At 70.7% G+C, this 14,362-nt stretch carries 13 protein-coding genes; 11 read left to right on the plus strand and 2 right to left on the minus strand.

From position 1 onward, the window contains the following. The first annotated feature begins 51 nt into the window (after window positions 1–51). The 7 genes from solA (at window position 52) to FSY98_RS15060 (ending at window position 6,927) form a co-directional block, all read left to right on the plus strand. A complete protein-coding gene (gene solA / locus FSY98_RS15035; RefSeq protein WP_144877440.1) occupies window positions 52–1,182 on the plus strand; it encodes an N-methyl-L-tryptophan oxidase in 1,131 nt (376 codons plus the stop codon). Window positions 1,183–1,197: 15 nt separating this feature from the next. Beyond that, window positions 1,198–2,148 (plus strand): ABC transporter permease, encoded by a 951-nt coding sequence (locus FSY98_RS15040; RefSeq protein ID WP_144877441.1) that lies wholly within the window; start codon window positions 1,198–1,200, stop codon window positions 2,146–2,148. Continuing rightward, window positions 2,145–3,185, plus strand: coding sequence for an ABC transporter permease (locus FSY98_RS15045; RefSeq protein ID WP_144877442.1), 1,041 nt, complete (start codon window positions 2,145–2,147; stop codon window positions 3,183–3,185). Before FSY98_RS15040 ends, FSY98_RS15045 begins: the two co-directional genes overlap by 4 nt. A 4-nt stretch (window positions 3,186–3,189) precedes the next feature. Then, window positions 3,190–4,764: an ABC transporter substrate-binding protein gene (locus tag FSY98_RS15050; RefSeq protein WP_144877443.1), complete on the plus strand. Its 1,575-nt coding sequence runs from the start codon at window positions 3,190–3,192 to the stop codon at window positions 4,762–4,764. A gap of 78 nt (window positions 4,765–4,842) precedes the next feature. Beyond that, complete coding sequence (locus FSY98_RS16855; RefSeq protein WP_222119176.1) at window positions 4,843–5,712, plus strand: ABC transporter ATP-binding protein; 870 nt, start codon at window positions 4,843–4,845, stop codon at window positions 5,710–5,712. Continuing rightward, window positions 5,709–6,482, plus strand: coding sequence for an ATP-binding cassette domain-containing protein (locus FSY98_RS16860; RefSeq protein ID WP_222119177.1), 774 nt, complete (start codon window positions 5,709–5,711; stop codon window positions 6,480–6,482). The genes FSY98_RS16855 and FSY98_RS16860 overlap by 4 nt, the downstream gene beginning before the upstream one ends. Before the next feature lie 19 nt (window positions 6,483–6,501). Then, entirely contained in the window at window positions 6,502–6,927 is a 426-nt protein-coding gene (locus FSY98_RS15060) for a cupin domain-containing protein (RefSeq protein ID WP_144877444.1), read from the plus strand. Here the strand turns inward: FSY98_RS15060 and FSY98_RS15065 are convergent. Then, the gene (locus FSY98_RS15065) at window positions 6,924–8,834 is read right to left on the minus strand and encodes a GAF domain-containing protein (RefSeq protein ID WP_144877764.1); all 1,911 of its coding nucleotides are present in this window, start codon (window positions 8,832–8,834) and stop codon (window positions 6,924–6,926) included. The two genes, FSY98_RS15060 and FSY98_RS15065, sit on opposite strands and share 4 nt — an antisense overlap. A 71-nt stretch (window positions 8,835–8,905) precedes the next feature. Then, window positions 8,906–9,769, minus strand: a complete 864-nt coding sequence (locus FSY98_RS15070; RefSeq protein ID WP_186307705.1) for an alpha/beta fold hydrolase — start codon at window positions 9,767–9,769, stop codon at window positions 8,906–8,908. A 208-nt stretch (window positions 9,770–9,977) separates the two neighbouring features. Here FSY98_RS15070 and FSY98_RS15075 point away from each other — a divergent pair, with 208 nt between their 5' ends. From FSY98_RS15075 to FSY98_RS15090, 4 genes are read left to right on the plus strand one after another with little or no spacing between them, the layout of a single operon-like run. Then, window positions 9,978–11,258: a hydroxymethylglutaryl-CoA reductase, degradative gene (locus FSY98_RS15075; RefSeq protein WP_144877446.1), complete on the plus strand. Its 1,281-nt coding sequence runs from the start codon at window positions 9,978–9,980 to the stop codon at window positions 11,256–11,258. Continuing rightward, window positions 11,255–12,238, plus strand: coding sequence for a hydroxymethylglutaryl-CoA lyase (locus FSY98_RS15080; protein ID WP_144877447.1), 984 nt, complete (start codon window positions 11,255–11,257; stop codon window positions 12,236–12,238). The genes FSY98_RS15075 and FSY98_RS15080 overlap by 4 nt, the downstream gene beginning before the upstream one ends. Further along, on the plus strand, window positions 12,235–13,464 hold the full coding sequence (locus FSY98_RS15085; RefSeq protein ID WP_144877448.1) for a CaiB/BaiF CoA-transferase family protein: 1,230 nt from the start codon (window positions 12,235–12,237) through the stop codon (window positions 13,462–13,464). Before FSY98_RS15080 ends, FSY98_RS15085 begins: the two co-directional genes overlap by 4 nt. Further along, on the plus strand, window positions 13,461–14,300 hold the full coding sequence (locus tag FSY98_RS15090; protein WP_222119178.1) for a MaoC family dehydratase N-terminal domain-containing protein: 840 nt from the start codon (window positions 13,461–13,463) through the stop codon (window positions 14,298–14,300). The genes FSY98_RS15085 and FSY98_RS15090 overlap by 4 nt, the downstream gene beginning before the upstream one ends. Window positions 14,301–14,362: the final 62 nt, after the last annotated feature.

The raw sequence follows: 14,362 nt of genomic DNA on the forward strand, positions 1-14,362 counted from the left end.
GAACGACAACAGGTCGACGGCAGACGGCGGCCAGGTCAGAGACGGAGCATCATGGAGTCGTTCGAGGTCGCAGTCGTCGGGATGGGAGCGCTCGGCAGCGCCGCCACCTACCACCTCGCCCGTCGGGGAGCCAGGGTGGTCGCCCTCGAGCAGTTCGAACTCGGTCACGTCCGCGGCGCCTCGCACGACACCTCCCGCATCGTGCGCACGTCCTACGGCGCGAGCGCCTACGTGCGCCTCGCGCAGTCCGCCTACCGGGACTGGGCGGACCTCGAGGCCGAATCGGGTGAGCGCCTTCTCACGATCACCGGCGGCGTCATCATGATCCCGACCGACGGCCCGTACTCCGCGTCGGACTTCACGGCGGCTCTGACCGAGTGCGACGTCGCGCACGAGCTGCTCTCGCCGGCCGAGGTGCAGGCCCGCTGGCCCCAGTTCCGGCTGCCCGAGAACGTCGAGACCGTGTACACCGCCGACACCGGCATCGCCCATGCGTCACGCACCGTCGCCACGCTGCAGATGCGTGCCCGCGTGCACGGCGCCGACATCCGCGACCGCACACCCGTCCTCGCTCTCGAGCCGGACGGCGACGGCGTCATCGTGCGCACCGCCCAGGGCGACATCCGCGTCGGCAAGGTCATCGTGACCGCCGACGCGTGGACCAACGAGCTGCTCGAGCCGCTCGGCGCCGCCATCCCGCTCGACGTCATGCAGGAGCAGGTCACCTACTTCCGCCCGGAGCAGCCGGAGCAGTACGACCGGTCGGCGTTCCCTGTGTGGATCTGGGAGGACGACGAGTGCTACTACGGCTTCCCGACCTACGGGGAGCCGACCATCAAGGCCGCTCGCGACGTGTCCGAGAACCGGATGACGCCGGACACCCGCTCATTCGTGCCCTCGCCGGAACTCATCGAGCAGCTCGCGGGGTTCATGCACGACGTGATCCCGGGGTCGGGGCCGGCGCTGCGCACCGTCACCTGCCAGTACGCCCTCACGAAGGACCGCCGCTTCGTGCTGAGCGCCCTGCCGCAGCATCCCGACATCATCGTCGGCCTCGCGGCCGGACACGGCTTCAAGTTCACGCCCGCGCTCGGGAGGGTGCTCGCAGAGCTCGCGCTCGACGGCGAGTCCACCGACGATCTCAGCGAGTTCGCCGCAGCGGACGCGATGTCGCTCGTCTGATCCGGGAGATCCCACGTGACCCGGTACATCATCCAGCGCGTCCTGTCGTCGCTGCTCGTGCTGTTCATCCTCTCGGTGCTGGTGTTCTCGATGGTGCGGATCATCCCTGGAGACCCGCTCGCCGCGTTCGTCGACCCGGCCAACCCCGACCCGGCGAAGCTCGCGGCGCTGCGGGCGGACCTCGGCCTCGACCGCCCGTGGATCACCCAGTACTTCGCGTGGCTCCTCGGCGTCGTGCAGGGCGACTTCGGTCGGGCGATCACGGTGCCGGGCGAGGTGTCGAGCATGATCGCCGCCCGTCTGCCGCTCAGCCTGACCCTCGCCGTCATGGCGACCGTGTTCGGCACGGTGCTCGGCATCCCCGCCGGTGTGCTCGCGGCCACCCGGTGGCGGCGGCTTCCCGATCACCTGGTGCGCGGATTCTCGTTCGTGCTCCTCGCGACCCCGCCGTTCGTCCTCGGCACGGTGCTGATCCTCGTCAACTCGCTCACGCTGCGTCTGCCGCTGGTGGGCTACTCGGGCGCTGCCAACGACCCGCTGCGCGCGATCGGCGTGTTGATCCTCCCCGCGCTCCTCATCGGGATCGTGCTCGCCGCGATCATCGCGCGCTACACCCGTGGCACGCTGCTCGACACGCTCGGCCAGGACTTCGTCCGCACGGCCCGGGCGAAGGGCGCGTCGGCCGGGGTGCTCGTCGGGCGTCATGCCCTGCGCAACGCGCTGATCCCCGTCATGACCGTCATCGGCATCGAGCTCGCCGCGCTCGTCGGCGGAACCGTCGTGATCGAGGCCGTGTTCTCGCTGCCCGGCATGGGGTCGCTGCTGCTGACCGGCATCCGCTCGTCCGACTATCCGATCATCCAGGCCACCGTGCTGCTCATCGGGGTCGTATACGTGGTGATCAACTTCGCCGTCGACCTGCTGTATCCGCTGATCGATCCCCGAGTGAGGGTGCACGCACGATGACCGTCACGAGAGAACTCGCCCTCGCCCAGGTCGCCGGACGGCGTCCGCGCCGCCGCCGGTTCGGTCCGTCGTTCTGGAGCGGAGCGGGGATCCTCGCGGTCGTCCTCGTGATCGCCGGCTGGATGACGCTGTGGCCCCTGCACGATCCGTTCGTCGCGTCGGGACCGGCGCTGCAGCCGCCGAGCCTCGACAACCCGCTGGGCACCGACAACCTCGGCCGCGACACCTTCACCCGCCTCGCTCTCGCGGCGCGCACCACCCTCGTCATCTCCGGCGCGGCCGCCCTGCTCGGCGCCGTGATCGGCACCTTCTTCGGCCTCCTCGCCGGGTACGTCGGCGGCTGGGTGGATGCCGTGATCATGCGCATCGTCGACGCGGTGCTCGCGCTGCCGGCCATTCTCGTGGCGCTGGTGGTCGGCGTGGTGATCGGCAACGGACCGTGGCCGCTCATCCTCGCCCTCGGGCTCGTGTTCGCCCCGGGATTCGCGCGGGTCATGCGCGCACCGGTGATCGCCCTCCGCGAGCGCGACTTCGTGCTCGCCGCCACGCTGAGCGGGGTGCGACCGATCAGGGTCATCGTGGAGCACCTGCTGCCCAACGTGCTCACCCCGCTGTTCGTGCAGTTCGCATCGGTGGCCTCGCAGGTCGTGCTCATCGAGGCGGCGCTCAGCTATCTCGGCCAGGGAGTGCAGGCCCCCGAGCCGTCCGCCGGACGGATGATCAGCGAGTTCACGCGGTTCATGCAGATGAATCCGCTGCTCATCATCCTGCCGTCGCTCGTGATCATCCTGCTCTCCGCCGCCTGGAACCTCCTCGCCGACGGCCTGCAGGACTACCTCGCCCCGCGCCGCGAACCCGCGTTCTCGCTCGGGCGCCGGTCGAAGCGCCGCGGCGCGACATCGTCCGACCGCCGCGCGACACCCACAGCCAGCGCGACGTCCACAGCCAGCACGACGTCCACAGCCAGCACCACACCCACAGCCAGCACCACACCCGCAGCCAGCACCACACCCATGCACCACACCCGAACGGAGTAGAGGTATGAACAGACGACACTGGGCAGGGGTGGCGGCACTCGCCGTCGCGACCCTGACGATCGCCGGATGCACGGCCGGAGGCGGCACCGGCACCGGCGACCAGGACGCCGGCGATCCGGTCGCCGGCGGAACCCTCACCTGGGGTGTGCCGGCCGAGCCATCGGCGGGTGGAATCGACCCGATGGTCGCCTCGACCATCGCGGCCGAGGTCATCTACTCGATGGCGTACGACACCCTGCTCACCCGCGACGACGACGGCGAGATCGAGCCGGCCCTCGCGACGGAGTGGGAGCAGACGGACGACACGACGTGGGTGTTCCAGCTGCGCGACGACGTCACCTTCGCCGACGGCACGCCGTTCGACGCCGGCGACGTGGTGTACTCGTTCGAGACCCGCAAGGACGGCGGCACCAACGCCACGTACCTCAGCCTCCTGGAGAGCATCGAGGCGACGGGCGACTACGAGGTCACGTTCCGCTTCAGTGCTCCGGACGGCACGTTCCTCGATGCGGTCTCGGCCCGACAGACCTTCCTCATCGTCAGCGAGGAGGCCTACGGCAACGCGTCGGAGGAGGAACGCCAGACCAGCAGCGTCGGCACCGGCGCCTACCAGGTGACCGAGTGGAACCAGGGCGTCTCGGTGACCCTGGAGAAGAACGAGAACTACTGGGGCGACGAGCCGTACATCGACACGATCGTGTTCGAGCTGTACCCCGACGAGAACACGCTCCTCGCGGCCGTGCAGCAGGGCAGCGTGCAGGCCGCCGCGTTCATCGACGGCAGCCTCGCCCAGCAGGCGGCGTCGTCGGGCTTCACCCTCGGTGACGCGGCGTTCCGCCAGAACCTCGCGGTGTACATCAACCCGGAGTCCGGTCCGCTGGCCGACCTCGACGTGCGTCGGGCGTTCTCCCTCGCACTCGACCGTCAGGCCATCGTCGACACCGCGATGCTCGGCAATGCGGGCATCTCGTTCGTGCCGCCGGCGGGCGACCCCGGCGCGACAGATGCGACCACTCTGCCGTATCACGAGCGCGACGTCGAGGAGGCCAAGCGACTGCTCGCGGAGGCCGGACAGCCCAACCCCGAGATCACGCTCAGCTACCTGGGAGATGTGGCCGCCGCGCACCACCCGGTCTACGAGATGATGCAGCAGCAGCTCGCCGAGGCGGGCATCACGCTCAACCTCAAGTCGACGCCGATCGCCGAGATCTCGCCGATCTTCACGACCGGTGAGTCCTGGACCGACCTGGTGGCGATCCCCGGCAGCCCCCGCGCCTCGGCCGCGTACTACTTGGAGCCTGTACTGCTCGAGGGCGGGTACTACAACCACTGGGACGGCAACCCCGACGCCGACAAAGCGCGTGAGCTGCTCGTGCAGGCGAAGTCCGCGGCGACGCCCGAGGAGTACACCGACCTCATCGCCCAGCTCGCGACCGAGGCCGCCGACAAGGCCCTCGAATTCGTGCCAGCTGCCGTGCCGGTGTACTTCGAGGTGTGGGACTCGAACAAGCTGCACGACTACACCAACGACGCCTACTACGCGCGGTCGGCCCTCGACCACGCCTGGCTGACGCAGTGACGCCACGCCCCGACGCCGCGAGACCCGCGGCGTCGGGGCATCCGCACCACACGCACGTTCGACAGGAACGAGAAGCGCATGACCGAAGACACCGACGCCCTCCGCGTCGACGACCTCAGCATCGCCTACGGCGGCGCCCCGCCCTCGGTCTCCGGCGTCTCGCTGCGCGTGCGCAAGGGCGAGATCGTCGGAGTGATCGGCGAATCGGGCAGCGGCAAGTCGAGCATCGCCCTCGCCATGATGGGATTGCTCCCCGACTCCGCGCACGTGACCGCGCGGCGGCTCGACGTGGCTGGTCACGACATGAGCGACGCGGGTGAACGCGACTGGGGGAGGATCCGTGGTCTCGCCGCCTCGATGGTGTTCCAGGAGCCCATGTCGGCTCTGAACCCCTGCATGCGCATCGGGGCGCAGATCGCCGAGGTGCTGCAGATCCACGGCAAGGCCGACAAGCGCCAGGCGCGGTCGCGGGCGCTCGAGATCCTCCGTCTCGTGCAGATGCCCGATGCCGAGAAGCGCCTCGACTACTACCCGCACCAGCTGTCCGGCGGGCAGCGACAGCGCGTCGTGATCGCGATCGCGGTGGCCGCCGGCCCCGACCTCCTCGTCGCCGACGAGCCGACGACTGCCCTCGACGTGACGGTGCAGGCCCAGATCCTCGACCTCATCCGCACCCTGCGCGACGAGACGGGAATGGGCGTGCTGTTCATCAGCCACGACCTCGGCGTGATCGGCCAGCTCTGCGAGCGCGTCGCGGTGATGTACCGCGGGCGCGTCGTCGAGTCGGGATCCGCCCGCCGGGTGCTCGAGGATCCACGGCATCCGTACACCCGCGCTCTGCTGGAGAGCATCCCTCGTCCGTCGGTACCCGTGCGCTCTCCGCTCGCGGTCATCCCCGCCGTCAACGACTTCGCCGAGGTCGCACCCGTTCTCGAGGAGGCCTCATGACCGACGATGTGCTCCGCGTGCGCAACGTCACCCAGCTGTTCGGGCACGGCAGCGACACCATGACCGCGCTCGACGATGTCAGCCTCTCTGTGCCGCGTGGGCAGACGCTCGGGCTCGTCGGCGAGTCGGGGTCGGGGAAGAGCACGCTCGCGCGGGCGATCCTGCTGATGCGCAAGCCATCAGCCGGCACGATCGAGTTCGACGGGAAGGACGTCACCGGGATCCGCGGGAGCGCGCTGCGGCGCCATCGACGGCGTGTGCAGATGGTCTTCCAGGACCCGAACGACTCCCTGGACCCGCGCTTCACCGTCGCGCGCTCCATCGCCGAGCCGCTGGTCGCTGCCGGCGTCGGGGCGAAGGAGCGTCGCCGGCGGATCGCCGACGCGCTGGATCGCGTGGCCCTGCCGATGGACTCCGCAGGTCGCTACCCGCACGAGTTCTCGGGAGGGCAGCGTCAGCGCATCGCGATCGCCAGGGCGATGGCGGCCGAACCGGAGTTCGTCGTCCTCGACGAGCCGACGTCGGCACTGGACGTCTCGGTGCAGGCCCAGGTGCTGAACCTCCTCGTGCAGCTGCAGAAGGACTCCGGCGTCACGTATCTGTTCATCACCCACAACCTGTCGGTGGTGCACCACATCGCACATCGTGTCGCGGTGATGCATCGCGGCCGCGTCGTCGAGGAGGGTACGGGGGAGCAGGTCATGAACGCCCCCGCGCATCCCTACACGCGGACCCTGCTCGAGTCGATGCCGGTGCTGTACCGCACCTGAGCGGAGAGAGGAGACCGCCATGCGCATGCAGAAGCGCGGCGACGACCACCACGAGTGGGAGCTCTACGACGGTGCCGGGAGCATCGGCATCGAGTGGTTCTTCCGTCAGACCACGTCGCTGCCCATCTCGGTCATGCTGTACACGCTGGAACCGGGTGCCGAGGAGGGACAGCACCATCACCTCGGCGGTGACCCGGACAGCTGTTCGCCCGGCAGCTCGGACGAGCTGTACGTGGTCACCAGGGGCGAGGTCGTCGTCACCGCGGGCGACGATCGGCGCACGCTCTCGTCGGGAGATGCCTTCTACGCCCCGGAGGGGATGAGGCACGGAGTGCGGAACGAATCGGATGCCGTCGCCGAACTCGTGCTCGTGTTCGGCCCGCGCGGTCCGCATCCGTTCCCGCAGACGGGCGTCGAGATCTTCGACGCGGAGGCGGAGCGCTAGGAGCTCGGAGTGAGCAGCCGCTCGCGCAGCTCGTCGAGCCGCACGGCGATCCCGATGCGGAACATCCTCTCGTCGTCGCGCCACCCGTCCCCGAGCACGTGGTCGAGTCGGTCGAGGCGCTGGAGGATCGTGTTGGTGTGGAAGTTCAGGGCGCGCGCGGTGCGCGTCGGGCTCGCGTTGTGGCGCACGAAGGCGCGGAGAGTGCCGAGCAGGTCGGCATTGCGATCGGCATCGTAGTCGCGGACAGCGCCGATCGTGTCGCGCAGGAAGGTCGCAAGGCCCTCCGCATCCGCATCCAGCACCGCCGAGTAGGGGAGGAAGTCCTCGACGCGCGCGGTCAGGCCGGCGAGCCCCAACGCCGTCAGCAGTCGCGCGGTGCGGCGGGCCGAGAGGAACGCCGCGGGGAGCGGATCCCGGCGCGGTGCGGGCACGACGAGGGTCACGGTGTCGTCGATCGCGGCGGCGACCTGTGCACGTACCCGCTCCGGATCCGTGTCGGCGCGCGAATCGGCGAAGGCGGCGACGACGAAGCCGCGGTACTCGCCGACGAGGGCGCGGTCGTCGAGCGACCGGGCGATCGCCCGCGCCGCCGCGGCCTGCTGATCGCCAGGCACCGACAGCAGGAGCAGCGAGTCCAATGCCCCGAGATCGACGGCGAGCCGCCGCGCACGGCGCTCGACGTCGGACCGGCGCTCGGGTACGTCGTCGAGCAGGTCGGCGATCAACTCGCTGCGCACCCGTCGATCCGCCCCCGAGGCCGCCTCCTGTTGCAGTTCGAGCAGCGCGCCGACCTGTGCCGCGCGCTCGATCGTGCGCAGATCGACAGCCCCCAGTTCGAACGCGCCATCGCCGAGCAGCAGGGCTCCGAAGTGCCGGCTGCCCGCAGTCAACGCCGAGACCGCTCGCACACCCGGGCCGGCGATCGGCACGCAGTGGCCGTGGCGACGGCTCTCGGCGAGAGCGGCTCGCACCGGGTCATCGAGCGACAGCATGCCCGGCGCGAGCGGCAGGCCGGCCGCGGCGATCACGTTCTCCTGCGCATCGATGATCGCGACCGCTCGCCCCAGCGCAGACGCCAGCGTCTCGGCGACCGGGGCGAAGCCGCCGCCGGCGAGCACCGCCTGCACGAGCTCCTGGTGCACGGTGTTCGCGCGGTCGCGTTCGACGAGGTGGGCGGTCAGGCTCTCCAGCGTGCGGCGGCTCGAGTCCTCCGAGTCGCGCAGGTCGCGAAGGGTCTGGGTCGTCTGCAGGATCACCGACGCATGATCGGCCAGGGCCGACAGCAACGCGACCTCGTCGAGTGAGAACTCCTTCTGCTCGCGGTTGCCGACGAACAGCACGCCGAGCACGTCGTCGCTGCTGAGCATCGGCACGCCCAGAAGCGACACGAGTCCCTCGGCGGAGACCGCGTCGTCGATCCCGGCATCGTGACGATCGGCCGTGTACGTGGTGTAGTCCGCCGCCCAGTGGGCCGAACGCGACTCGACGACCACGCTCGCGAGCCCGCGGCCGGGCGGCACCCGCAACTGCTGGAACGACGCGCTGACGGATCCGCTCGTCTCGCGCACTCGCAGCTCTGCGGTGTCGGGATCGAACTCGGAGAGATACGCGAGATCGACCCCCATCATCTCCCGCGCGCGCTGCACGAGTCGGGCGAGCACGGCATCGCTGTCGCGCAGCTCGGCGAGCTCGCGGGCGCTGGAGAACAGCGCGGTGAGTTCGTGCTCACGGCGGCGTAGGCGCGACAGCTCCCGCTGGGTGCGGGCCACGCGCTCCGCGAGCAGCGCGGCGTCCGCCTGGGTCGCGCCGAGCCGGCGCAGGGCATCGCTGACCCCGGTCGGGCCGACGAGCGCGGGGTCGTAGGCGGCGTCGAGGAGCGACGCGATCGCGTCGTCGTGCTCGGGCATCGTCGTCCCCTCCGCGGTGGTGGGCGCCGGCCGGCGCCCGACTTCAGTGTCGAGCATGTCGGTCGCGGTCTTCAAATCCGATCGCCGCCGCGCTGCTCCTCGCCGCGCGCGGCGGTGCGCAGCAGCGCGGCCGCGAGGTCGGGCCACAGCTCGTGCGGAATCAGGTGCCCCATGTCGGGGTGCACCTGCAGCTCCGCGCCCGGCACGGCCTCGGCGATGTCGACCGCGCCGGCCCAGTGCAGCACATCATCGTCGCGCCCGTGGAAGACCAGCGTCGGCACGCGGACACCGCGCAGATCCTCGAGCCGCTCCGGGGCGCGGCGCAGCGCCGCCCACTGTCGGGAATAGCCGGCGGGGTGGTAGCCGCGGTCGTAGGCCTCGCCGGCGGCGCGCACGTGCCAGTCGACCTGCGGGTCGTACCGTCCGGCGGCGGCGCTCTGCACCGCGGTCGCGGCGAAGGCGACGGCCTGCTCCCTGGTCACGCGCACGGGCGTCTCGGCGAGCTCCGGGCGCTCCCCGTGCAGCACGTACCGAGGCGACTGCCCTGGGAGGGTGGAGAGCAGCCCGAGGCTGCGCACCCGCTCGGGGTGGTGGATCGCGAGCATCTGCGCCATCATCCCTCCCATCGAGTGCCCGGCGACGTGGGCCGACCCGACCCCCAGCTCGTCGAGGACGCGAAGCACGTCCTCCGCGAGATCGATCAGGTCGTAGCCGCCGTCGACCTCGTCCTCATCGCCGAAGAGCTGCGAGAGACCCGTGTCGCGGTTGTCGAAGCGGACGACCCGCAGCCCGCCGGCGACGAGGAGCGCGATGAACTCCTCGTCCCAGCTGAGCAGTTGCGCGCCGCCGCCCGAGACGAGCACGAGGACGGGGGAGTCGGCGTCGCCGAAGACCTCGAAGTAGAGGCGTACGTCGGCGGATTCGGTGTACGGCATCGTTTCTCCTCGCGCATCGGGATCGGGGTCGAGCGTCGGGTGTGCTGCGAGTCTAGGTTCGCTTCGGGGCGGGAAGGATGTGTCGACCGCATATACAACGGCCCGGGCGATGAGTGTTCCACCCATCGTCGACCCCGTCGCGCGCTCCTAGTGTCATCTGTGACCCCAGCGCCGCGGACCCGGCGGCTGGATGGAAGGAAGGTGGCCGATGCCGACCAACAGCCGAATCTCCGGACTGCGCGATCACACCCCGGACGAGCGTCTCGCGCTCGTCGCGGAGGGAGCCGGGATCGAGCCGGACGCTCTGAAGGCGCTGCGTCCCGATGACGGCCTCTCGCTCGCTCAGGCCGACCACATGGTCGAGAACGTCGTGGGCATGGTCGGCATCCCCGTCGGCGTCGCCACGAACTTCACGATCGACGGCACCGATCGACTCGTGCCGATGGCGACGGAAGAGCCGAGTGTGGTCGCCGCGGCGTCCAACGCCGCGCGCATGGCCCGCGAGCACGGCGGCTTCACGACGTCGTACACCGGCGACGTCATGATCGCGCAGATCCAGGTGCTCGATGCCGTCGACCCGCACGGCACGCGCTTCGCGCTGCTGGAGGCCGAGAGCGAGCTGCTGGCCCTCGCGAACGAGCAGGACCCGGTGCTCGTGTCGCTCGGCGGGGGCGCGTTCGGAATCTCGGTGCGCGTGTTGCCGACCAGGGCCGGCACGCAGGTCATCGTGCACCTGCACGTGGACGTGCGGGATGCGATGGGTGCGAACGCGGTGAACACGATGGCCGAGGCGATCGCCCCCCGCATCGCCGAGCTCTCCGGGACCCGGACCCTGCTGCGCATCCTCACCAACAAAGCGGAGCTGCGGCTCACGAGAGCCCGCGCCGTGTTCGACGCGGAGCTGCTGGGCGGTGCCCAGGTCGTCGACGACATCGTCGCCGCGAGCGCGTTCGCCGAAGCCGATCCCTACCGGGCGGCCACGCACAACAAGGGCATCATGAACGGCATCACCGCGGTCGTGCTCGCCACCGGCAACGACACCAGGGCCGTGGAGTCGGGGTGCCACTCGCACGCGGCCCGCGACGGCGGGTACACCGCGCTGTCGCAGTTCGAGAAGGATGCCGACGGCAACCTCGTCGGCACGCTCGAGGTGCCCCTCGCTGTCGGTCTGGTCGGCGGTGCGACGCGCGCACACCCGTCGGCGCAGGCCGCGGTGCGGCTGCTCGGCGTCGAGACCGCCAGGGAACTCGCGAGCGTGGTCGCCGCGGTGGGGCTCGCACAGAACCTCGCGGCGTGTCGGGCGCTGGCGGCCGAGGGCATCCAGCGCGGGCACATGACGCTGCACGCCCGCACGATCGCCGCCTCCGCCGGCGCGTCTGTCGACGAGATCGGGGCCGTCGCCGCCCGCATCGTCGCCGATCGGCGCATCAGGGTCGAGCATGCCCGTGATGTGCTCGCCGAGCTGCGTGCAGGCGGGAGCGACGCATGAGCGACGCGCTGCCCGCACCGCGGGTCGTCCGCGAGGACGGGCTGCCCTCTCGCGTCACCGTCTTCGAGGTGGGACCCCGCGACGGGTTGCAGGCCGAGACCGACATCATCCCCGCTCCGATCAAGGCGCAGCTGTGCCGACGTCTGTACGCCGCGGGCAGCCGCGATGTCGAGGTCACGAGCTTCGTGCCGCCCACCTGGATCCCCCAGCTGGCCGACGCCGAGCAGGTCGTCGGCGCGCTCGAGGTGCCGGACGGCGCCCGAGCGGTCGCACTGGTCCCGAATCTGCGCGGTCTCCAGAGGGCGGTGGATGCCGGCATCCGCGAGGTGTCGGTCGTCGTCAGCGCCACCGAGTCGTTCGCGGCGGCGAACCTCAACACGAGCCGCGCCGGTGCCATCGACCGCGCCGTCGAGGTCATCGAGGCGGCCACCGCGCAGGGCATCCCCGTCCGCGGGTACGTGTCGATGGCGTTCGGAGATCCGTGGGAGGGTGCGGTCGGGTACGACGCGGTGACCACGGCGGCCGTGGCGCTGCATGAGGCCGGCGCCCGCACGATCGCTCTCAGCGACACGATCGGCGTCGCCACGCCCGGGCACACCGCCGCCATCATCGAGGAGGCGTTCGAGGCCGGCATCCCGGTCGAGGGAGTCGCACTGCATCTGCATGACACCTACGGCCAATCCCTCGCGAACGTCCACGCGGCGCTGCAGCTCGGGGTCGCGGAATTCGACGCGTCGGTCGGCGGACTCGGCCGGTGCCCGTATGCCAAGGGCGCGACCGGTAATCTCGCGACGGAGGACCTCGTGTGGATGCTGCACGGGCTGGGCATCGAGACGGGGCTCGATCTCGAGGCCCTCGCCGCCACCACGGTGTGGCTCTCCCGGCTCCGCAACGTCCGCCCCGCCTCGAACGTCGCCCGTGCGTTCGCCGCCGCGGGGCTGGACGCCATCGAACCCGTACAGGAGGTCACCACCGCATGATCGACACCACCCTCCCCGCACCCGGCGCCCTCGCCGGCGTCACCGTGATCGACCTCTCGCGCGTGCTCGCCGGTCCGTACGCCTCGCAGACCCTCGCCGACCTCGGCGCCACCGTCATCAAGGTGGAGAACCCCCGGGACCCCGATGTCTCGCGCGGCTTCCCGCCCTACCTGACCGACGGCGACGAGGAGTTCAGCGCCTATTACGCGCAGTACAACCGCGGCAAGCTCGGCGTCGGACTCGACCTCGCCACCCCGGAGGGCAAGGAGGTGCTGAAGGATCTCGTCCGCGGCGCGGACGTGCTGGTCGAGAACTTCCGCCCCGGAACGATGGAGAAGCTCGGAGTGGGGTACGAGGTGCTGCGCGAGGTCAACCCGCGCCTCGTCTACACCGCGATCTCCGGGTACGGACGCACGGGGTCGCGCAGCAGGCGCCCGGCATTCGACAACACCGCGCAGGCGGCAGGCGGCATCTGGTCGATGAACGGCTACGCCGAGCATCCACCCGTCCGCGTCGGAGTGACGATCGGCGACCTCTCGGCGACCCTGTTCGCGGTGATCGGCACGCTCGCAGCTCTCCGCCACGCCGAGGCCACGGGAGTCGGGCAGGTCGTCGACGTCGCCCAGGTCGACAGCATCGTCGCGCTCACCGAGACCGCGGTGGTCGACTACACCGTCACCGGCAACGTCGCGTCGCCGCAGGGCAACGCGCACGCCTGGGTGCGGCCCTACGAGCTGTTCGACTGCGCCGACGGCCAGGTGTTCTTCGGCGCGTACACCGACAAGCTCTGGAACGCGTCCTGCGACCTCTTCGGAACCCCCGAGCTGAAGGAGGACCCCGAGATCGACACCATGCGCAAGCGATTCGATGACGACGTGTACGAGCGTCGCGTCAAGCCGATCGTCGCCGGGTGGCTCGCGAGCCGAACCAAGCAGGAGCTCGAGGACCTCGCGGGCGATGTCGTGCCGCTGACCGCGATCAAGACGATCGGCGAGGTGGTCGACGACCCGGGTACCGCCGAGCGCGACATGATCGTCGAAGCCGACTACGGCGACCTCGGCACGCTGCGCATGTTCGGGCAGCCCATCAAGCTCTCCGAGACGCCGGCGACGCCCGCTCGCACGGCGAACCGCTTCGCCGAGCACGCCGACGAGGTGCTCGCGACGTACGCCGGGTACGACGCCGCCCGCATCGCCGAGCTCCGGGCGGCCGGGGTGCTGCCGTGAGCGACGTGTCGCAGGTCGTGCGCACCGAGCCGATCGCGCGAGGGACGGTCGAGGCGTATCGCGGCACGTTCGCAGCATCCGATCCCGTGCTCGATGCGGGCGACGTGCTGCCCGCGGGGTGGGAGGGCGTGTTCTTCCCCTTCGCCGTGCCTCTCGCCGATCTGCGCCCTGACGGGACTCCCGCGCGCGACGGCGTCGTGCCCGAGATCGACCTGCCGCGGCGCATGTACGCGGGGGAGACGACCGAGTTCCTGCGGCCGATCCGCGTGGGCGACGAGGTCACGCAGACGACCACCCTCGGCACGGTGACCGACAAGTCAGGTTCGCGCGGGCGGCTGACGTTCGTCGACATCGAGCGCGAGTACGCGGTCGGGGGAGCGGTCGCTGTGCGCAGCGTATGGCACGACGTATTCCTCGAGGCGGCTGACCCCGACGCGCCGCAGCGGGCGCCACGGCCCGATCCGTCGGTCGTGCGCGACGCCGAATGGATCGACGAGGTGACCCTCGACGCCCGGCAGCTGTTCCGCTTCTCCGCGCTCACGTTCAACACGCACCTGATCCACTACGACCGGGCGTGGGCGCGCGAGGTCGAGGGGCTGCCCGATCTGCTCGTGCACGGACCGCTCACGCGCATCCTGCTGCTCGACGCCGCACGCCGCCACGCCCCGGGGCGCACGCCGACGAGGGTCGACGTGCGAGCCGTGGCCCCGGTGCTCGTGGACAGGCCTGTGCGCATCGTCGGCGGCGGGTCGACGGCCGACGGCCTGCGCGTGACCGCGGTCGACGCCGACGATGTCGTGCTCGCCACCGCCGACATCACGTTCTCCGGACACTGACCCTCGTCCTCGGGCATATCGCTGTGGATTCAGCACAGTTCGCGGACAAGCACTGTCGTGAC

The sequence above is a fragment of the Microbacterium sp. 1.5R genome (genome assembly GCF_007667425.1).
Classification (GTDB): Bacteria; Actinomycetota; Actinomycetes; order Actinomycetales; family Microbacteriaceae; genus Microbacterium.

Bases quoted from the DNA above. Each gene is read 5' to 3' on its own strand.
- solA (WP_144877440.1), top strand. From the start codon at position 52: ATGGAGTCGTTCGAGGTCGCAGTCGTCGGGATGGGAGCGCTCGGCAGC.
- FSY98_RS15045 (WP_144877442.1), top strand. From the start codon at position 2,145: ATGACCGTCACGAGAGAACTCGCCCTCGCCCAGGTCGCCGGACGGCGT.
- FSY98_RS15050 (WP_144877443.1), top strand. From the start codon at position 3,190: ATGAACAGACGACACTGGGCAGGGGTGGCGGCACTCGCCGTCGCGACC.
- FSY98_RS16855 (WP_222119176.1), top strand. From the start codon at position 4,843: ATGACCGAAGACACCGACGCCCTCCGCGTCGACGACCTCAGCATCGCC.
- FSY98_RS16860 (WP_222119177.1), top strand. From the start codon at position 5,709: ATGACCGACGATGTGCTCCGCGTGCGCAACGTCACCCAGCTGTTCGGG.
- FSY98_RS15060 (WP_144877444.1), top strand. From the start codon at position 6,502: ATGCGCATGCAGAAGCGCGGCGACGACCACCACGAGTGGGAGCTCTAC.
- FSY98_RS15065 (WP_144877764.1), bottom strand. From the start codon at position 8,834: ATGCCCGAGCACGACGACGCGATCGCGTCGCTCCTCGACGCCGCCTAC.
- FSY98_RS15070 (WP_186307705.1), bottom strand. From the start codon at position 9,769: ATGCCGTACACCGAATCCGCCGACGTACGCCTCTACTTCGAGGTCTTC.
- FSY98_RS15075 (WP_144877446.1), top strand. From the start codon at position 9,978: ATGCCGACCAACAGCCGAATCTCCGGACTGCGCGATCACACCCCGGAC.
- FSY98_RS15080 (WP_144877447.1), top strand. From the start codon at position 11,255: ATGAGCGACGCGCTGCCCGCACCGCGGGTCGTCCGCGAGGACGGGCTG.
- FSY98_RS15085 (WP_144877448.1), top strand. From the start codon at position 12,235: ATGATCGACACCACCCTCCCCGCACCCGGCGCCCTCGCCGGCGTCACC.